Source organism: Paenibacillus sp. MY03 (assembly GCF_002165585.1).
In the GTDB taxonomy this organism is placed as follows: Bacteria; Bacillota; Bacilli; order Paenibacillales; family Paenibacillaceae; genus Pristimantibacillus; species Pristimantibacillus agaridevorans.
In genome coordinates, this window is record NZ_MXQD01000055.1 from 29,273 (window position 1) to 50,592 (window position 21,320).

A 21,320-nucleotide genomic window follows, 5' to 3' on the forward strand; every position below is an offset into this window, starting at 1 on the left:
CTATCTATGAAACTGGAAAAAACGTCTTGGTTGGCCGCTGCGCTGGCCTGTATACTGGCAGTAACGCTGCTTTCCGCCTGTTCGAAAGCCCCGGCGGGCGAAGAAGGCGGCAACGCGCCTACGAGCAATACGCCGAAAACAACCGCGACAGCAACGGATAAGCCGAAGGAGCGCGGAAAAATAACGGCTTCCGTCTATGACCGCGGCAATGTGCCCGCAGAGGACGGTACGATCGAGAATAACCGCTATACCAAGTGGCTTAATGAAAACGGGCCTGTCGATGTGACATTTATGAGCGTGCCTCGTTGGGAATCGCAGCAAAAATTCAATGTACTGTTCGCATCGAAGGAAGCTCCCGATTTGATTCTGGAATATGATACAAATTATCGCAATCAACTTTTTAACCAGCAATTGATTATGCCGCTCGACGATCTGATCGAGCAGCATAGCACCGCTTATAAAGCGCTGCTTGAAGAAAATCCGATATTGAAGAAGGTTACGACCAAAAGCGATGGAAAAATTTATGAATTTGCCAAAATCAACGGCCTGCAGCCCAATCACGTCCTGTGGATCCGGGAGGACTGGCTGAATAATTTGCAGCTGGACATTCCGAAGACGACGGAAGAGCTGTTCGAAGTGGCCAAGGCGTTTAAGGAGCAAGACCCGGATCGGAATCAGAAGAATGATACGAATGGCATGGCGCTGAGCTTTATTAGCGGAATGATTGTGGATTATATGTTCGGCAATGTCTTTACGATCTATGAGAAGCAGCCTTGGTATCCGAATGAACAGGACGAGTTGGTGCATGATTGGAATCGTAAGCTTGCGGCTACAGCGTTTAAGAAAAGACTGTTTGACGCCGGTCTTGTCGACAAGGATTTCCTGACGGACGGCAACGGCGATAAGGCAAAGCAGGATTTTATCAACGGCAAACTTGGCATTTGGGGTGGTACTTTGGATCAAGGTGTATTTGAAACGTTAAGGGCAAATTTCCCGGAAGCCCGCATGATCCCGATGCCGTTGCCAGAAAGTCCGATAGGTTCTTTCAGTCCGGTGTTGCAGAATCCGGTGCAGTCGGTTGGCGCTGTAAATGTATTGGCCGAAAATCCGGAGGCTGTTATGGAATATGTTGATTTTATGCTAAGCGATGAAGTTAGAACGCTTGCCGGCTATGGTATTGCAGACGAACATCATAGCCTAGTGGACGGCTGCCCGGTTGTTAACGATTCCGAAGCTGTAAAAAACCAGATGTCCTATCGCGGCGACTTCTTTATGCTGGTATCCGCTGACTTCAGTAATCCTTGCGAGGGTTGGTGGAATTTGAAGAAGGAAAATGCGACAGAGCTGCAATGGGAAATGAAAGATCTGCGCTTCGCTGCCTCGGAGGCTTATATTAATCCAGACCATCCGCTTCCGGCTTTAACCCATGGAGAGCACATGCCAGTCATGCCGGCTGATCTGCAAATTAATCAGACTAACGGCTTCAAGGCGATTCATGATGCGCTGGTCAAGTCGATTATTAGCGGAAATGCTTATTCGGTCGAGCAGGCGATTGCCGACGGTCAATCGGCCTGGAAGCAGGCAAACGGCGACGAGATTGACCAATGGTATGCGGATTGGTACAAGGAAAACAAAGACAATGCCTTTTTGACGAAAGATATGTATGCGTTGGCCCAGGATGTTTTTTTTGCAAAATAGGATGTAATCTGTCAGGCTCTAGCGGCTGAAATCGGGGGATTGAAGATGAAAAACAGATGGTTTCAAAAAATGCTGCTTTCGTATCTTCCGTTGTTTTTTATTGTGGTGTCCGTTCTTGTGTTTATCTTTTTTTTCGCGGTCAACCAGGTAGCTGAGAAGGAAAACAACAGAGCGAATGAGCAGTTTGCGAAACATATTATGCAGTCGGTGGACAATGAACTGGGCACGTTGCAGAGGGCTTTGCTGAGCGAAGTTTTTTTCTCCGACAAGACGCAGTTTTTCTTCAATCCCCTTTATGCGCAGGACACTAGGCTGAATTATGAACTTTCGCAAAACTTGCAGCGTTTTGTGAATTCCGCCTCTCTGATCGATTCCGTTTATATGTACCGTCAGTCGGATCATATGGTGTTGTCCAACTCTATCCTGATCCATGCCGACGAATATGCGGATGCCGCTTTTATTTTTGCCGAGCTTGGAGCGGATGGGGAATCGTCCTGGTCGAGTGCGCGCGTCTTTAAAGAGACGCGGCAGTCGACGGGCAGGACGATTATTTCCAAATGGTATCCATACCCGATTGGCACGGAGGAGCTCGGCGGGATGGTACTGAATATTTCCGTTCCGGCGCTGCAAGCTTTTTTTACTGGCATTGGGCGCATCGATTACAGCAATCTCTATGTGCAGGATCAGGCGGGTAATTGGCTGTTCGGAAACGTGCTTGCGGCAGATATGAAAACGCTTAAAGTGAATTCAGCGCTACAATCCGATGTCACGGGGTGGACGATCTTTGCCGGCTTGAACGAAACGTATTTGTTCAACTCCTTGCGCTTGATTTCGGGTCTGTGGATCGCAAGCGGTTTGCTTATTATTGTCGTTGGTCTGGGCTGGCTGTTTTATTTGGTCCGCAAAAACTACAAGCCGATCGAGGCTTTAACGGTGCGGATCGAAGGTTATTCCTTGAAAAAATCGTTGCAGCTCAGCGGCGGTTACGATGAGTTCAAATATATCGAACATGCGCTGGACAAGCTGCTCGAGGAATCGCAAATGCACAGCAGGCAGCTTGACGAAAACAGGGTGCTGAAGGAAAAGCTGCTGTTCAAGGAATTGATGGACGGGCTGGAGCCAACTTCGGCTGCCGAGCTGCGGGGAATTTTGTATCGTAAAGGCTTTGGGGCGGAGGTGGCTTGTTGGTCGGTCGTTCAGATTGAAATGGATCGTTACGCCGTATTCGAAAAACAATTTTCCCGCAACGATCAGCATTTGCTGAAGTTTGCGCTCAAAAGCGTTGTCGAAGAGATGGCTCAAAACCACAAGCTGACAGTCTGGGCAGAGTGGATTTCGGACAAACACCTTGCTTTTGTTACGGGTAGAGAAAAAGCGGCGAACGAGCAGACCTGGGAGCATGGTTTTGCCGGCTATCTGGATGAGTTGCTGGACTGGGTGCAGGCAAATTTGTCGTTTACGCTGACCATCGCTGTCGGGGAAGAAACCGAGCTGCTGGAGCGACTGTATCTTTCCCATGACACGGCTGCTCATTTGCTGCATTTGAAGGTGTCTCTGGGCACGAATCGCCGTCTTGACCAGCGTTCCCTGGCCTTTAATGCGATGACCGAATATTACCCGTTCCTGTCCGTTATACACAAAATTAGCGACTTGTTCAAGCTGGGCAAGGAAGAGTGGCAGAAGGAATTCGAAGTGATGATTGAACGCATGAGCGGGCTTATTATGCCTCGCAAGGATGTGGTCAACTTGGCGGAGTATATGCTCCATCATTTCGATAACGAGTGGCGGGAAGCGGCACCGACCGAGCTGGTGCCTGAAGATGAATCGTTAAGACGGCAAATGGATGAGAAGATAGCAAGCTTCGATACGATGGAAGAGCTGTTCGCAGAAATACGCAAAGAATTGACGCTGCGATTCGCGCAATTGGCTGCCTGGCGGGCGGACTCTGGCTATGAAGCTGTCACCAGGCAAGCGAAGCACTATATTGATGAAAATTTGGACGACGCCAATCTGTCACTAGCGCAAATCAGCGAGATGTTCGATATGGCGCCATCACGGTTCAGCATTGCCTTCAAAAATGGCGTCGGAGAAAAGTTCGTCGATTATGTCACCCGGGTTCGGATAGAGCAAGCGAAGAAGCTGCTGATCGAGACCGATGCGTCGGTGCAGGATATTTGTTTTTTGGTCGGTTATGTCCATGCGGTTTCCTTTAACCGGTCATTCAAAAAGCTGGTGCAAATGACACCTACGGAATATCGCAATCAGGCTTTGGGCGCGGAGACATGATAATTGCAGAAACGGTCTGTATTCGAACAAGTAAAGGATGTGTGGATGTTGAGAAGAATCGCTTTGATTTTGTTGGCGGCGCTTTTGCTTACAAGCATGATTCCTGGCGGTTTGGGCCGACCTGCGGCGGCCGCAGGAGCTAATATGATTGCCAACCCGGGCTTTGAGACGGATTTGTCCGGCTGGACGGCAAACGGCGGCGGCGTAATCTCACGCAATGAAGCCGAGAAACATGGGGGGGCCGCATCCGTCAAGGTGGAGCGCCCATCGCGGTATAACGGCAATGTGATGCAATCCGGGTTATCGTTTGAGCCTGGCAAATCCTATTATTTCTCCGCATGGATAAAGCGCGAGGCGGGAAGCGGCCAAATAGCCTTATATGTAAATCAGCCGAATGTAACATGGAACGGGGGTACAAGCTTCCCGCAAATGGCGACAGGCAATATAGGCACAACATGGGTTAATTTAAGAGGGATCAAGACGTTTCCCACCGAGCAGACCAGTCAGGGATCTCCTTATATCTATAATAATGCCAGCTTTTTCGTGCAGCATGTCAGCGCGGGCAGCGATGGCACGGGACCTTTCCCCGCTTTCTATGTCGACGATATTGTCGTTGAGCCGGCGATGCCCCAAAGTCTGGTTATTTCGGGCGAAAACTCGATAGCCATACCGAATGCCGGAAATCCGGCACGGATATTGGACTATAATGCAAGTGCTTTCAATCAAATGGGGACGGAGGAAGGGATGGCCGACCCGGCGATTGCCTGGTCGATTGAGGGCGACTTCAGCGGCGTAAGCATAGATGCCTCCACCGGAATGCTTGCCGTAACGGATGCCGCAGCGGCGGGTACAGTAACGGTGCACGCGGCATCCGTTGACAACCCTTCTGCAAGTGCTTCATTTCATGTGTCGCTTTATGCCGAGCCAACCGTCAATATGATTCGCAATCCGGGCTTCGAAACGGATCTGCAAGGCTGGAACAGCGCGGGCGGAGCAGTGCTGAGCCGCGATACCGCAATAAAAAACAGCGGCGCAGCTTCGGCCAAGGTGAGCCGCACAGTCGGCTATAACGGGAATATCGGGCAAGACAATTTTGCTTTTGAACCAGGGGAAACCTATTATTTTTCAGCCATGGTGAGAAGGGAAACAGGCACCGGATCGATCTCGTTTTATTTGAACCAACCCAATATCAAGTGGAACGGAGGCAGCAGCTATCCGCAGATGGCCAATTCCAATGTAGGCACTTCCTGGACCCGTCTCGCCGGCATCCGAACCTTCCCGACAGCGGCTACAAGCGGAGGACAACCTTACGTTTATGATAACGCCAGACTGTTCTTCCAGCATACAAGCGCGGGCAATGACGGCTCGGGGCCGTTTCCGGCCTTTTATGTCGATGATGTATTCGTCAGCATTGCCATGCCGAGCTCTCTGGAAATAACGGGAGCAGCTTCGGTCGAAATTCCGTTGAACGGTAATTCGGTTCGTAAATACAGCTATTCAGCGATATTGAAAAATCAGCTTCATACCACGGAAGGGATGGAGGATGAAGCTGTAACATGGACGCTTGAAGGCGATTATCCGGGAGTCGGCATCAATAGCGCTACCGGGCAGCTGTCGGTGGCAGATTCCGCCGCTGCGAGTACATTGCGGATTCAGGCTGCGGCCCATGCCAATCCGCAAGTGAAAGCCGGGTTGACTGTCACCTTGACGAATATAACGCCTGAAGCAACGCCGACGGCGCCGGTAGCTTCCAATGTGGTTGTGGAAGGGAAAGCAAAACCCGGCAGAACGGTAACCGGAGTATACGATTATGAAGACGCCAACGGCGATCATGAAGCGGGCACAAACTACAACTGGTACATCAGCGACAGTGCCGGAGGTACGCCAACACTTATTCCGGGGCAGAACGGTCGGGACTATGTCGTGTCGCTGGACGATGTGGGCAAATACCTGCAATTCGGCGTGACGCCGGCAACAACTGTTGCTCCCGAGACAGGAACGCAAGCGTTCAGTGAATCTGTACAGGTGACGGAAAATCATGCGCCGGCGGCAACGGATGTAAGCATTGCCGGTATGCCAACAGTAGGAGAAACGTTGGAAGGCGTATATGCGTTTGCGGATGAAGACGATGACAAGGAAGCAGGCTCGACATATCGCTGGCTGCAAAGCGATACGAGGAGCGGCGTGTATAGCCCGATTCCCGGTGCAGCAGGCCGGTCGCTGACGCTTACGGAAGCGCAGCTTCATCAATATGTTCGTTTTGAAGTCGCCCCGGCTGATGCAATATCTCAGGGAGAGCCTTATATGAGTTTACCTTCCGAACGCATCGAAGCGACAATGCCGTCGGAGTTTTATGTCGATCCGGCGCTCGGCAACGACGATCACGAGGGAAGTCTGGAAAAACCGTTCCGGACGATTGCCAGGGCGCGCGACAAGGTTCGCGCCATCAGCGACGGAATGACTTCCGATATCACGGTTTATTTGCGCGGCGGCACGTATACGCCTGAATATACATTGACAGAGCAGCCGCTGTACAATCGGGATAACTCCCTCAGCGAAATCTTGCAGGTGAAGGAAAGCGAACTGGTATTCGATGAACGTGATTCCGGAAAAAATGGATTTTACGTACGGTATGCCGCTTTCCCCGGCGAGGAGCCAACTATTGCGGGAGGGCGCGTTATTGACGGCTGGACGCTGCATGATGCCCAGAACAATATTTACAAGGCGCCGTCCGGCGGAAATCTGGATACGCGACAACTGTATGTAAATGGGGAACGCGCTGTCAGAGCGCGCAGCGAAGCGGGATTGGCGCAAGCTGTCAAGACTGCCACCGGAGTGACCACAACGGACACCTTCCTTGCAGGCTGGAGCAATGTAAAAGATATCGAGATGGTATTCCAGGAAAAATGGACAAGCCCGCGCTGTGGAGTAGAGGCGATTGCGGTGGAGCAAGGTTTGGCTCATATTACGATGCAGCAGCCTTGCTGGTCTTACGCTTCGGACAAAGGGGCGACTAGCGCGACCGTACCTTGGTATTATGAAAATGCTTATGAATTGCTTGATCAGCCGGGGGAGTGGTACCTGGATGCTGACGGGGAGTATTTCTATTACAAGCCGCGTCCGGGCGAGTCGATGGAGGCTGCGGAGGTGATCGCTCCCGAGCTGGAAACGTTGCTGACGATCCGGGGCAGCAGCCTGGATCATAAAGCGGTTCGTTTATCCTTTGAGGGCATACGTTTTGAATATACAACATGGCTGAGGCCAAGCTCGCGCAATGGTCTATCCGACGCGCAAAACAGCTATATCCGCGAGCCAGGCGTTTCCTCGGATATCCTGGCGCTGGGAGCGGTTAATGTAAGCAACGCCAATGAGGTCGTATTTTCGGGCAATCAATTTACGCATCTGGGATCGATTGCGCTGAGAACAACCGACGGCGTGCAGGACAGCCTGGTCGTCGGCAACCGCTTTGTCGATATTGCCGGCAGTGCGATTGCGATCGGGGAAGTGAGCGAGCTTCAGAGAAGAACAAATGATCCAAGGGATTTAAACCGCAATAATGATGTTCTGAACAACTACATCAGCCATATCGGCCAGGATTATTACTCATCGGCGGCCATTTCTGCGGGGTATGCGGTGGATATGGATATCAGACATAATGAAATCGGCCATATTCCTTACTCCGGCTTGCATATCGGTTATGGCTGGGCTTCCAATGCATTCTCGAATACCAAAAATGTGCGAATCCAGAACAATTTGATCTACGATGCGATGCAGGTTCTGAACGATGGCGCGCAAATTTATGCGCTGGGCCGGACGGGAGGTTCGCCGGAAAACCCGAGTATTGTTTCAGGCAACTATTTGCTGCGTAATCATAGCCATTCGCAAGGCGCGCTTTATTTTGACGAAGGCAGCAATTATTGGGATGTTTATGACAATGTGATCGAAGATGCGCCGGCGTATATCTTTATTTGGACCAATACGATTCATGATATTCATGCCGATAATTTGTATACGAATACGCCCAGTTCCAGAAACAATGGAATCAATACAATCATTAAAAATACGCAATTATTCGAAAATGCGGTATGGCCGACGGAAGCGCTGGATATTATCAGACAGGCGGGTCTGGAGCTGGCTTATCACGGATTACGTCCGCAAGAGGAAATCGCGCGTCTGTTCATCCGGGAGCTGCCGCTTGAGGTTGGTCAACAGGGACAAATTGAGGTGGTATCCGCTTTGACCGACAGCGGCTATACGGTGGCGAACGTCGGCGACAGCGCTGTATTCAGCAGCTTGAATCCGGAAGTTGCAATCATCGATGCGGCAGGGAAAGTTACTGCAGTCGGACCGGGTGAAGCGACGATTATGGCCAGTGTCGACGGCAAGTCCGTGCCTGTAGCCAACAAGATTTATGTGGAGGACGAGCTTGCAGCTTTAACCATCGAAGCGCCAAAAACGGTCATTGGAACCGGGTTTATGATGAAGGTTGAAGCCTTGGCTATTACGAAATATGGACAGAAGCTCCCGTTGTCCTCCGTGACATTCGAAAGCCTGAATCCGGAGACCGCGACTGTGGATGCCGCTGGCAAAGTTACCGGCATTAGCCCCGGCTATGCGGAGATCAGAGCAACCGGATTAAGCCGGGGAGAAATGAAGACGGGGCAGCTATTGCTTCAGATAGTGGAAGAGTCCAATGATGATTTTATTAACAAACCCGAATACTGGTATGTGGATGGAATAGGCGAGGTTGAAGGCAGCCCGGGAGTTGTCGAGATCACTACTCCGGCCGGTTTTGCAACATATCAGGGAACAACGTTTTTGGATGAATCACTGCAATTCCGAATGCAAATTAAAGATACGGGCGGATGGCATTCGTTGTATTTGCGCTCTCAGGAATATGACGAAGATTATAACGGATCTTCCAACTCCAATTACATTTTTGTGTTTGCCGCGGGGGGGATTGAGCTTCATCGTTTCAATAACGGCCAGAGAACGGTGATTTACGGCAACCTTGCGGGTTTCCTGTCTGTGGCGGGCGATGCGATTCCGAACCATTATGTGAAATATGGCGTTGAAAGCCTGGTTGAGGTCAGCGCTGTAAATCGGAATGAAGGCGTACAAATTACGTTGAAAATCGACGGGGAAACAGTCATTGATTTTATGGATACAGCGGATGCCGCGATCAAAGAACGGGGATATTTCGGCGTGCATGCGCGCACCGGAACGGTCGTTCTGCGCTCGGTGGAAAGACCGTCTGTCGATCTGAGATTGACCGAGCTTTACGTGGACGGCAAAGCTGTATCGGGCTTTAGTCCCGATCACACTGGACCGTATCAGGCGAAAGTGGCTCATGAGGTAACAAAAGTAGATATTTCCTACACCGCCTCCAACCCCGGAGTCACGGTTGAAATTGCAGGAAATGAGCAGCTGGCTGTGGGCGACAATACGATTGTCATAACGGTGAAGGGTTTAAATGAAGAGAGCCGAACCTATACGGTTGTCATCAGACGCGAGGCGGCTGCGTCAAACGGCGGTGGCGGGATCATTGTCCACAACGATTCGATCGTCGAAACGACCAACGGCATCTTGCATCTTCCGGCCGGAAGAGCCGGCCGAACCTCGTTGCCGGGCGATATTGTCATCGATATTCCGTCAGGCGCAACGACCAAGCCTGTTCGGTTTACGGTTGAAAAGGAGACCGAGCCTTACGCGGCCGATTTGCCGAAGGGGCAGCCGGTCAGCCCGGTGTTTGTGCTGACGAGCGACGAGCCGGAGGCATTTGTGAAGCCGCTTGAAGTTGCGATAACACTCGATCGGACTCAAGTCAAAGTCGGACAGCAACCGTCCGTGTTCTATTACAACGAAGTGACGAAAGAATGGAAGAAGCTTGGCGGCGAAGTGGACGGCGACCGGATTGCGGTTCAGATCGATCGAATCGATCCGAAGATGAAGCTGGTCGTAATGGTCGATGAAGAGTCGCCGGGCGAGTCAGGGCAAAAATTTTTCTCCGATATTGCCGGACATTGGGCAGAGTCGCTTGTCAGTAAAGCTGTTCAAATGAGAATGGTTAACGGTTATCCGAACGGCGAGTTCAGGCCGGATGCAGCCATATCTCGCGCAGAATTTGTTGTGATGCTGATGAATGCGCTGAAAAGCGGCAATGTGGCGGGTGATGGAGCGGAGCTTACGTTTACGGATGCGATCGACCCTTGGGCGCGCGCAGCCATTACTCAAGCTGTGCAGAGCGGAATTGTGAACGGCTATAGAGACGGCAGCTTCCGTCCACGAGCGAATATTACACGCTCGGAACTGGCTGTTATGATGGCAAGGGCTGCGGGAGTGGCGGAGTTGGCTTCGTCAACCGCCGGATTCTCCGATGACAAGGATATTCCAGCGTGGGCGAAGGGCGCGGTTGCTTACCTGAAGGAGACGGGCATTGTCGAGGGAAGAAGCGGCAACCGGTTTGCTCCGGGGGCAATAGCAACAAGGGCCGAAGCGGTGGCGGTTATTTTGAGGCTGCTGGAAGCAATCGAAGTGGAGTAAGTCATTGAGCAAAGCGTAATCTCCTGCCAGGTGAACGCCGAACTGCGTCTCGCTAAAGGCGCAGTTCGGCGGGTATCTAACGGACGGAAATCTAACGTACACGCCACTCAGGTGATCTTTTCGTGCCGTCATTTCGCCAATCTTCTGATCTTTTCGATTGGTTCATCCACCATATCAGCAATTTGCTCCAACGAAAAGTCTTTGCGAAGCAGATTGCGGATGATTAGCTCTTTACCTTCTTCACGACCCTCTTCTTTGCCTTCCATATATGCTTGCTTGGACCATTCGGGCATCAGCTTCATCAGTTCATGTCCCTCCTTGGAATCTTGTTCATTCAACTCTTCGGCAATGCTTTGATCCTCTTCGACAGTTGACTTATAATACAAATCCGCAACCGACATGACCAGCGCCAATCTGGCGTCGTCCAGCTTCTGACGCAAGCGCAGAAGCATACGCAAATAGGCCTTGCGCAGCTCACGCCTCTCCTCCTCATTATAATCCCTTTTGGCCAACAATGCAGCGGCCACGGGGTTGTCCGAATCGATAAATTGCCGCCAATGACTGCGCTTCAACTGTACCTTCAGAAAGCGGAACTGCAATATTTTATATCCGGCAATCCGCATGTCGATCCCGTTCCGCTCCTTCTTCTTGCGTGGGCCGGAAAAGACGGCAATCGGAATGATCAGCTTGTACTGCTTGCGATACTTTTCATACAGTCGGCCAAAGTATATATACATCCGCTCATGGAAATCAGCTTCATGCCAGGATTGCGGCTCCAAATGAACCAGAATATGAACCTCCTGTCCGCGCAACCGAGCCCGGAACAACACATCCAACCGGCGCGACTGCCCGCCGACAATATCATGCAGCTGTTCTTCGGACAGGAAGATAACTTCCCCCAGATCAAGCTCTTTTGCCAACCTCGGGAAAAATAATTCGATAAATTCCTTGGAAAACGTATGCAGCAATTTTTTGAATGCTTCGTCATGATTGATCCGTTCCTGTTCTTGTTCCTGATCCCATTCTTGATCCTGTTCCAGCTCCTGGTCCATACCAATCCCCCGCTCCTTGTGTTTGTGCCACTGTGCAGTCCCCGTATCTTGCCTTGTTTCAATCCGACCACTTGCACCGTTCCTGCTTTCCGTCGACAACGCAAAAAAGCACACCGACAGCGCAGCTTGCGCTTGATCGAGTGTGCTTCACTACAATTTTTATAAAATGTTGAATTACTCGTTTCCCCCCATATGGGTCTGCCCCTATTGTAGCTGGATCATTTTTCCTGGTCAAGCTTCTTTCTTGCATTTTTTCTCAAGGCGTCAGCATCTGAATATGATCGAAGTAAAAGCTGCCCGCATGCCCGTCGCCGATGCCAAGCTGAATGCCGCCCACATTCTCTACAGCATTCCGGAACGCGGCATTCGCTAATATACGGATACCGTCCACATATAGATCAAATTTGTCGGTGTCGGTATCCATGACCAGCAGCAGTTCATACCAGGCCCCCGCCGTAAAGCTTTGCAAGTTGGTTAATGTGGAGCCGATATAGGCCTTGATGAATCCGGCGTCAAAGGCGATGCTTATCGCCGCCGTCCCAGTTTCGCTAAGCACATAAGGGGCCATTTTCCAACCTCCCGTCTGTTCAGGCCGGATCCGCAGCTGCATGGTCACAATTCCGTCTGCATTCGCCCATGTTTTTTTCGCTATAGTAGAAGATGTGGAGACAGCTTTGCTTACCAACACGCTTTTATCCGCTGTGCTTGGCATATTCGCTATCTGTACGCTGCCGCTGCCTGCCGCAACCGTCCATCCCGTCGGCGGCGTCCCGGCGGTGCCGCCGTTGAAATTTTCCTCGAACAGGGAAATCGAAGGTTCCGTGTAGGAAGAACTGACGCCGGCTTCACTGATCACCGTGGCATCCAGCGTATCATTGTTGGACCACAAATTGTTTATGGCGCCGATGCCGGTCTGCTCGTAAGTCGCAGTGACGCCCGAAGCAGTATCGATTGATGACAGGACGTTATCCTGAACGCGGATGTATTCGCTATAGTTGTCCAAATAAAGACCGGCTACGGGATAACTCATGGCATAAGTGCTTTTGGACAGATCGTGGATGTAATTTCGATCGATAATCGTTCCGGGTTGTCGGCCTAACGTATAGATGGCCCCCCCGTCATCATAAAGCTGCATCACATGATGAATATGATTGGCGTGAATACGATTCGATCGCATGCCGGTCTCGCAGTTGCAGCCGGTCTGGCCGCCGAACTGAATGCCCATATAGGGAGAGTAGGAAATTTCGTTATGTTCTATAACAACGCCTTGAACAAAAGCGCCGACGATGCCGATTCCATTTTTGTACAGCTGCCCAACGCGCGAGATGGCGTTATTGCCAATCAGCACTTGCTCCGTCAGATCTGCGGCCGATGCCAATCGGGGAGAAGTGAGCATGATGCCGTTGGCAGCAATGTCTTCGAAAATATTGCCGACTACCTGGCTATGTTTGATCCCGTTGCCAAGTTTAAGTCCTGTTGCGCCGAGCTGGCGGAACGTATTGCCAACAAAACGAATTTGGTAGCCGTAGGTGGCCTGGACGCTTCCCGGAACGTTCAAGGAATTGACCGGAGAGGCGGCCTGGGTAGCGACGAGACCGTTCGTGCTTGGGGTATCCCAGCCAGTGTGTCGGAAGTTTAAGCCGTTGAACTCGAGATGATGGATGGGATTGGTCATCGTTCCGTTGAGTCGCAGCAAAGTGTCTGTGACAGGCGCGATTACTGATGCGGTGGCCATATTTTCGCCGGCCCGTGGCTTGTAATACAGAGTGTTGGTAAACCGGTCAAGATACCATTCCCCCGGAGAGTCCAGCAGTTCATAGGCATTTTCGAAATGATAGGCGTTGTTGCTATAGAAACCGGCCGCTTTGTTGAAGGCAAAGTCTTGTTCAGGTGAAAGGAAGCTGACATATGCATAGCTGGCATCCGTTGTAAAGGACGCCACTCTAAGCTGATTGTGATACCAATGCGGCTGAACCACCATTTCTACCTGATTGAGATTGGACCATGAAGAGACTTCTGACTTGATGATTTTATATTGCTTGCTCGTTAAATTTGCACTTATCGTCTTATAGTAACCACCCATGGTGTCGGGATCGTTCAGATTTGGTGTACGGGAGCGTACGGCAGCTGTTCCTTCGACATACAGCTGACGAAAGCGGGGGGCAACACCCGTTTTCTTGTAAATGCCTGCTCCGGAATCATGCAAAGTCCAGCCGCCGGCAAGTGATCGTTCTCCAGATATAATGGGAGTTTCGCCGGCATAGTTTCTCCAGATGATCGAGTGGCCGTTTGTTCCCGAATCGCGGTAATCAAGCGTCAAAGGACCTGTAAGCGCATACAATCCGCCGCGAAGCATTACGTCAATATCTCCTGTCATGCTGGCATTAACTGTTCGCACTTTGTCCCGGACTCCGTCCATGGAACATGGAGCTGCCAAAGTACATGCAGTGCCGCTGCCGGTAGGCGCGGCATAATAGGTCGCCTGAATTGCAGCATGCACGGGAGTCCGTGGGAGCGAATAGCTGACACCGCCAAGCAGCAAAGCGATCACAACAGTAAGCAGAGCTGTTTTCCTCATTACTATAATCCTCCTTTGTCTTGTGAAATCATTAATAGCTTAGCGCGCCGCGTGTTAAGCGGCTATAAACAAAAATTTTGTATAGTCCTGGATGAAGCAAAGGAGTGTGCGATGGATCCGTTTCTCCGGATGTTTAACCGAAATTATTGTTTATATAAACGGTGTTGGTCCAGGTGGTATATTGGGGGTGATTTTGATAGTCGGGAGGAGTCCAATGTGCAAATAAACGGTAAGGCTGGATTAAGCGCAAGCAACACAGACAATTTGGTTCACAAGCTGCTGCGGCAACTTCAGGAGATGAAAGGCGGCATGGCGGAAACGGCGCCGATCGGCATTATTTCGATGGACAATTGGGAATGGCCGCAGGGCGTGGCATTGTTTGCCCTTTATTCTTATTACAAGGAGACGGGACGGCCGGAAATTTTGGACTATATGTGCAGATGGTTTGATGAGAAATTGGAGAGCGGCAATATTCCATATAAAAATGTAAACACTGTTTGCCCGATGCTCACTTTAACGTATTTGTATGAGGAAATCGGCAAGGAAAGCTATCTGGCGCTCTGCCGGGAATGGGCGGATTACGTGATGAACGAGCTGCCGCGCGCGGGAGAAGGCGGCTTCCAGCATGTGGTGTCCGGTGGGCTTAATGAAGGACAGCTTTGGGACGACACGCTTTATATGACGGTTTTATTTCTGACCAGGGCCGGCGTGTTGCTGAAGGAAAGCCGTTATTTGGATGAAAGCGTCCGGCAGTTTTTGGTGCATCTGAAGTATTTGACCGATCCGGCAACGGGGCTGTTTTATCATGGATGGACCTTTGATGGAAGTCATCATTTTGCTCAGGCGTTGTGGGCTAGAGGGAACTCCTGGTATACGGCGGGACTGGTCGATTATTTGGACATGGCGCCTTTGCCGGAAGGAGTGAGGTTATTCCTGCTGTCTTCGCTGGAAAGGCAGGTTGCCAAGCTACAAGAGGTACAGGCGGAGGATGGCATGTGGCATACCTTACTGATGGATCCTTCCTCTTACAAGGAAACTTCGGCGACAGCGGCCTTTGCTTACGGGATTCTCAAAGCAGTGAGATGCGGGTATCTGGACCGTTCTTATTTGGATACAGGGTGGAAGGCTTACCATGCGGTGCTTCGGCAAATTGATGATGCAGGATTGGTGCATGGCGTATCCTATGGTACGGGAATGGGCCGCGACTTGCAGTTTTACAAGGATATCGAACAATGTCCGATGCCATATGGCCAATCGATGGTTATGTTGATGCTGGTGGAAGGGGCCAGACATCGGGAGGAACAGGAGGCGCTTGCATGAAGGAGTTTACGAGGCAGCTATGGGAGGTTTGTTTTCAGAAGGTACGCGAGAACAGCGTGTTTGACGACGGGCTGAATAATTTGGGCAGGCCCGGCCACACCAGGGACGCCTCGAAGGCGGCGGAGGCGCATGACGGGCGGACGACAACCGCTTATTATATGATGGGAACGGCGCTTGGCTTACTGGATAAGGATGAAGGTCTGGATATGCTGGAAGCGGTACAGAAGCTGCAAATTACAGATCAGTCCAGTCCGTATTACGGCTGTTTCTTCTGGTACAGGGAAGAGAGCGAGATGCATGACTCGAATGCGGCTTTTTTTACGCTAACATCGCTTGTCGTGCTTCGTCTCAAGCTGCATGAACAAATTCCGGGAGAACATCTGCCGATACTGGATGAAATGATGGAGCTCGGCAGAATATGGTTTGCCCGCGAAATCGGGGAGGCCAAGCTGTATTACCCGAACAAAATATTAAGCGATGGAGCATTGCTGCTTGCTTTGTCGCGTCTTACCAATCATCGGGAACATTATGAGCTGGGCGTTCAATTTTTTGAAAGATGGCTGGACTATACGGCGAGACGCGGCTGGGGTTGGGGTGAAAATATCAGTTCCGGATACATCCGGATTTGCATCAATGCATTGAATATCGCGATCGCTGCGCTTCGTTCGGAGCATCACGAATTAGCCGTCAGGCTGGATGCCATTATCGAGGAACTGCTTGAGTATGTTCGCTTTCATGGCGGCTATGCCTTTGTACCGGCGATTCGAACCTATAATTTTAAGGGAATAGACAAAAACGACGGTCTGCTGCAATGGATTGCCGGTACGCGCAAAGATGTGTCCAACCTTGTTCTTGCGCTGGACAGCATGTCGAATGCGACGGAATGTATGTCGGATGTGATGTCGGTATGGTTAAGCGAAGAGCGTATTGAAGCGGCAGCGGCGGCGGAGCCGGACAACGGCGGAGCATTGTCGGAGACAGACGGCGCGGCGGTGCCTCGGGAGCGAACGGAGCGCGTCTTCGACGATAGCTTTGCTTATTCCTGGATTGGCAAACAGGCGCGGCTGGGCAGCTTGAATCGTTTTCCAGTTATTCCCGGCTCCTATCAATGGCCGACCTGGGGGCTTGCCTGGCAGACGTTCCCCGCCGCATACCTGATAGAGGGCGAGCAGCTTGCGTACCCCCGTTGGTTTGTAGACGATGGAGATAAGCATCGTACACATCCGGCGTTTGCAAAGGAAACATACTTAAGTCCTGCCCTGTTTAGAGAAAGCTGGTATCCCAATATCCAGATGCGCTGCACCCAGAAGGAGCGAGCCTTGATTATGTATCGCGGCATGCTTGGCGTCAATAATCGCGCCGCGGAAATTGCCGACGAGTGGATCGTGCATCGTTTTGCGGGAGAGGTCAGCGAGGAACGGGATGCCGAAGGAAGACGCTGGATCGTCCTCCATTATCGCAATGCGCAAGTCTTGTTTGCTTCTCTTCGCGGGATTTCGCATGAGCGGATTACTCGTTCCAAGGTTGACATTGAGATTATACATGAGGTGGATGAAGCAGGAGAGACCGTGCTAAAGTTAAGACAACAATTGTATGGCGACAAGCTGGATCTCGTTCAGCATCCTCAGCTTGAAGCCGGTTGGCTTGTCTATGTAATCGACGATGTGCGCGGCGACGATGACGCGCGAAAGTGGCTGCAGGATGTTTCCGTTGCGGACGACGTGTTCTGTGACGGCGAGGTGCCCCGAGAAATAGCATATTTGGAAAAGCGAAGGATCGCGTTGATGCATCGTGGCGAGCTAATGACGGAGCTTCTGGTCGATCCGCATGAGCTTTGTGGCAGATAAGATAGGCAGTATAGTATGATGGCTCCGGCGTTTGCAGGACTATAAAATAGTGTCGTTATAGAGAAAGAAAAAGAGAAGCAGACGAATAGTATCGTTGCTTCTCTTGTTTGCGCTTATTGCATATTAGATCCTCTCGATAACCTTATCGACGAGTCCGTATGCTTGCGCTTCGGCAGCGCTCATGAAGTAGTCGCGGTCGGTATCCTGTTCGATGCGGCTAAGCGGCTGGCCGGAACGTTCCGCCAGAATGTTGTTAAGCTTATCGCGCATCTTTAGAATGCGGCGGGCGCGGATCTCGATATCGCTCGCTTGGCCTTCGGCTCCGCCCAGCGGCTGGTGGATCATGACTTCGCTGTTCGGCAGCGCGTAACGTTTGCCCTTCGCGCCGGCAGTCAACAGGAAGGCGCCCATGGAAGCGGCCATGCCGACGCAGATCGTGGACACGTCCGGCTTAATATATTGCATCGTATCGTAAATAGCCATGCCAGCTGTAATGGAACCGCCAGGGCTGTTAATGTAAAGGGAAATGTCCTTCTCCGGATCTTCCGCGGCAAGGAACAGCATTTGCGCGATGATGGAGTTGGCGACTACGTCATTCACGCCGGAGCCAAGGAAGATAATGCGGTCCTTCAGCAGGCGGGAGTAGATGTCGTACGAGCGTTCCCCTCTGTTGCTTTGCTCAATTACCATAGGCACAAAATTCATTTTTAACCAATCCTCCTTAAGTGTTTGCGCAGCAAACGCATCTTCGTAAGCATAAACTCATCAAGAAACGATAAGTAGAAATTTCGTATTCCTATCATAACGGATTGTTTTCAAAAAGTCAAAGAAGGTCAAAATGGAAAAATGCTTCGCCCGAACGGCCGATTGATCTGGGCATGCAGGTCAAAAAAGTCCAAAAGAAATGATAAGATTTGTACTATCCGATACGTCCTTCGCGGCCTATAGTAGAGATATTGGTGTTAGCGCTTTCAGATGTGGATCAACAGGCGCAACCAACCGTTCATCCTTGGGATTATAGCATAAAATGCGAGTTCAAAAAGTTCGGTTCTCAGTACCGAGAAGATTGGATGAAGCTAGAACCTGAGGAGCGGAGCGTAGTGGAGGCTACGTGAGCACCGGAAGGTTCGGCTGAATTCAATATTCGACGTCGAGTCAGCTACAAGGATTACTTCGTAATGGGAAGCGTACTTTTTGAACAACCTCATAAAGGGGACTGGAAAAGATGAATGCGAAATTCGCGATAGAATGGAAGAAAGCGCCGATCGAGGGGGCTGTTACGGCGACCGTCGGCACGGTCGTTACGGCAATCGTACGGGGGAGCGGCAAGGCCGAAGAGGCTATCTTCTCCACGGACGGCGGTCCGGCGCGGCTGGAAGTAACCATTGAAACGGAAGACGAAACCGGCTCGCAGGGGATTCTGGTGAAGATCGATACGCCTAAGCATCCGTTCAGTTTTTTCCTAAGGGATGTCAACAAGGTTTATCCGATCTACATCCCCGCTTACGGAGTCGCCGTTACGCAAGTCGAAGACGATCGGACATACGGGCAAATCGAGCTCGACGTCAAGGCGTTGAACCTGATTACCGAGCTGCAACGGATCGAGGAAGAACCGGAAGAAACCTTCGAGAACGCCGCCGAACATACCCGGGAGCTCGCTTCGCAGACCTGGCTCGGGTTGTCGCGCGATATGCGGATTTTCGGCGTCGGGTTTCGCGGAGTCGGCGGAGAGGAAAGGCTGTGGGATTGGGTGCAGCCGAGATTTCACGGCTTCGAAGCGAAGCTGCCGGAAAACGAGGACAAGCCCGTCTGCTATCGATATATGCTTGGCCGAGGCGTCGGCTGCGTGGACGGCGTCTCCCGCAGGCTCGAGGACGGATCGCTCCCCATTCTGCACGCCTCGATCGTGGATAACGACGTTGTCTACGACACGGTATCCTTCGTTTCTTACGAAAGCAGCCCTTTGAAGGCCGATACGTTAAGGGGCACCCATTATTTGGCCGCCGACGGCTTCGGCCACTTTCATATGCTGACGGAAGAGCAGACGTCGCTGCGGGAACGGCTCCTTCCGGAGGAGATGAACCAGGCAGAGGAGACGGTGCTTTACTTCCGGGCGGTGGCCACGAATAAAGCCCGAGTGCCCAGATACGCCTGGTTCAAGAACGTCGTTCCCAACGCTTTCGTCTTAAACGACGACAAGCAATACGAGTTCGACGGAGGCAACGGGTTCGTCCGTTACTCGGAGAATCGGGTTTGCTGCGTATCCAAGCTGGGAGGACAACCGCTTGGAACGGAAGAGACGGCCGTTCTCCTGGCTCCGGGAGAGTCGATCGCTTTCGAATTCTACTTGCCCCACCGCCCGATCTCCGAGGAACGCGCCGAAAGGTTGCGGCGGCAATCTTTCGAAGAGAGATGGACGGAGTGTCGCGCTTTCTGGCTGGAGAAGCTTTCCCGAGCGGCGACGATCAAGCTTCCCGAGCCGCGGATCGAAGAGATGGTCAAGGCCGGATTGCTCCATCTCGATCTCGTCTCTTACGGCCTGGAGCCCGGCGGGACGATCGTTCCGACGATCGGCGTGTATACGGCGATCGGCTCGGAGAGCTCGCCGATTATCCAATTCATGGAGTCCATGGGTTGGAACGGCGTTGCGGAGAGGGCGCTGCGGTTTTTCTTGGATAAGCAGCACGAGGACGGCCTGATGCAAAACTACGGCGGATATATGCTGGAAACGGGAGCCGTGTTATGGAGCCTCGGAGAGCACTACCGTTATACCCGGGACGAAGCTTGGCTTCTTGAGATTAAGGATCGTCTGCTAAAGGCGTTCGATTATTTGGCGAAGTGGAGAGAACGCAATAAAACGGAGGAACTTCGGGGCAAAGGATACGGCATGCTGGAAGGGAAAACGGCGGATCCGGAGGACCCGTTCCGCTCCTTCATGTTAAACGGGTATGCGTATATGGGGATGAGCCGGCTGTCGGAGATGCTCGCGAACATCGATCCCGACCGTTCCGCGCGAATCGAAGAAGAGGCGCAGGCCATGAAAGAGGATATCCGGCAAGCTTTGTTCGTCGCGATGGGGAACTCCCCGGTCGTCCCTCTGGCCGACGGAAGCTGGGTGCCGACCGTTCCTCCTTGGGTAGAACACAGAGGACCGCTTTCCATTAACGGAGAAGGCGGCAAATGGCTGACGCACGGTTCGGTCGCCACTCGGGATTCTCTTCTCGGCCCGCTATATCTCGTCTTTCAAGAGGTCGTTGCTCCGGACGAAGCCGCGGCGGAATTCATGTTGAATTACCATCAGGAATTGATGTGTACGCGCAACGTCGCTTTAAGCCAGCCTTACTACAGCATTCATCCGTGGGTGCATCTGAAACGCGGCGAGGTTAAAGCGTTCCTGAAAGCCTACTATAACGGCTTCTCCGGATTGGCCGACCGGGAGACGTATACGTTCTGGGAGCACTTCTGGCACGCCAGCCCGCATAAGACGCACGAGGAAGGCTGGTTCCTCATGCAGACCCGTTGGATGCTTTACATGGAAGAAGGGGAGGATCGGTTGAACTTGTTGCCGGGAATTCCGAGCAAATGGCTGGAGCATGGCAATATCATCGAGTTGGACGGAATCGCGACTTATTTCGGAGCCGTCACGCTGAGCGTCGAATCGAATTTGGAGCAACATGAGATCGTGGCGAAAGTCGTCTGCCGGTCGGACCGAAAACCGAACACCGTGAGCATCCGGCTCCCGCATCCGGAAGGCGCGATTCCCTCTCGGATCGTAGGCGGAACTTACTGCCCTACAGGGCAAACCGTATTGATCGAACGATTCGACGGAAATGCCGAAATTGTGCTGCGATTCGATTAACGATGGCAAAAACGATGATATAATGACAGAAAAGGGACGCTGCTTACGTCTCTCTGAGCATGCAAGAAGAGATGTACGTTTTGTTTTCCGGGAGGTTATCGTATAAAAGCGAATAGCGTCGACACGATTAAAAAGAG

At 51.8% G+C, this 21,320-nt stretch carries 9 protein-coding genes; 6 read left to right on the forward strand and 3 right to left on the reverse strand.

Annotated elements, in window-relative coordinates; genetic code table 11:
• Positions 1-6 precede the first annotated feature (6 nt).
• The 3 genes from B1748_RS30620 to B1748_RS30630 are packed head-to-tail and all read left to right on the forward strand — an operon-like array spanning position 7 to position 10,527.
• The gene (locus B1748_RS30620) at positions 7-1,698 is read left to right on the forward strand and encodes a type 2 periplasmic-binding domain-containing protein (protein ID WP_087571760.1); all 1,692 of its coding nucleotides are present in this window, start codon (positions 7-9) and stop codon (positions 1,696-1,698) included.
• A 45-nt stretch (positions 1,699-1,743) separates the two neighbouring features.
• A complete protein-coding gene (locus B1748_RS30625) occupies positions 1,744-3,984 on the forward strand; it encodes a helix-turn-helix transcriptional regulator (RefSeq protein ID WP_087571761.1) in 2,241 nt (746 codons plus the stop codon).
• A gap of 3 nt (positions 3,985-3,987) precedes the next feature.
• On the forward strand, positions 3,988-10,527 hold the full coding sequence (locus tag B1748_RS30630) for an S-layer homology domain-containing protein (protein ID WP_087571762.1): 6,540 nt from the start codon (positions 3,988-3,990) through the stop codon (positions 10,525-10,527).
• A 128-nt stretch (positions 10,528-10,655) separates the two neighbouring features.
• Here the strand turns inward: B1748_RS30630 and B1748_RS30635 are convergent, their stop codons facing one another.
• Complete coding sequence (locus B1748_RS30635; RefSeq protein WP_087571763.1) at positions 10,656-11,579, reverse strand: Rpn family recombination-promoting nuclease/putative transposase; 924 nt, start codon at positions 11,577-11,579, stop codon at positions 10,656-10,658.
• A gap of 256 nt (positions 11,580-11,835) precedes the next feature.
• Positions 11,836-14,157 (reverse strand): right-handed parallel beta-helix repeat-containing protein, encoded by a 2,322-nt coding sequence (locus tag B1748_RS30640; RefSeq protein ID WP_087571764.1) that lies wholly within the window; start codon positions 14,155-14,157, stop codon positions 11,836-11,838.
• Between the two features lie 216 nt (positions 14,158-14,373).
• Here B1748_RS30640 and bglB point away from each other — a divergent pair, with 216 nt between their 5' ends.
• Positions 14,374-15,477, forward strand: a complete 1,104-nt coding sequence (gene bglB, locus B1748_RS30645) for a beta-galactosidase BglB (protein WP_256976045.1) — start codon at positions 14,374-14,376, stop codon at positions 15,475-15,477.
• On the forward strand, positions 15,474-17,324 hold the full coding sequence (locus tag B1748_RS30650) for a hypothetical protein (RefSeq protein ID WP_087571765.1): 1,851 nt from the start codon (positions 15,474-15,476) through the stop codon (positions 17,322-17,324). The genes bglB and B1748_RS30650 overlap by 4 nt, the downstream gene beginning before the upstream one ends.
• 123 nt (positions 17,325-17,447) lie before the next feature.
• Here B1748_RS30650 and clpP read toward each other — a convergent pair whose 3' ends face one another.
• Positions 17,448-18,029 carry an ATP-dependent Clp endopeptidase proteolytic subunit ClpP gene (clpP, locus tag B1748_RS30655; RefSeq protein ID WP_087571766.1) on the reverse strand — a complete coding sequence of 194 codons (582 nt, stop codon included), beginning with the start codon at positions 18,027-18,029 and terminating at the stop codon, positions 17,448-17,450.
• A gap of 520 nt (positions 18,030-18,549) precedes the next feature.
• On the opposite strand from clpP, the gene B1748_RS30660 reads away from it, so the two are divergent.
• A complete protein-coding gene (locus tag B1748_RS30660; protein WP_087571767.1) occupies positions 18,550-21,183 on the forward strand; it encodes a glucosidase family protein in 2,634 nt (877 codons plus the stop codon).
• The last annotated feature ends 137 nt before the right edge of the window (positions 21,184-21,320 follow it).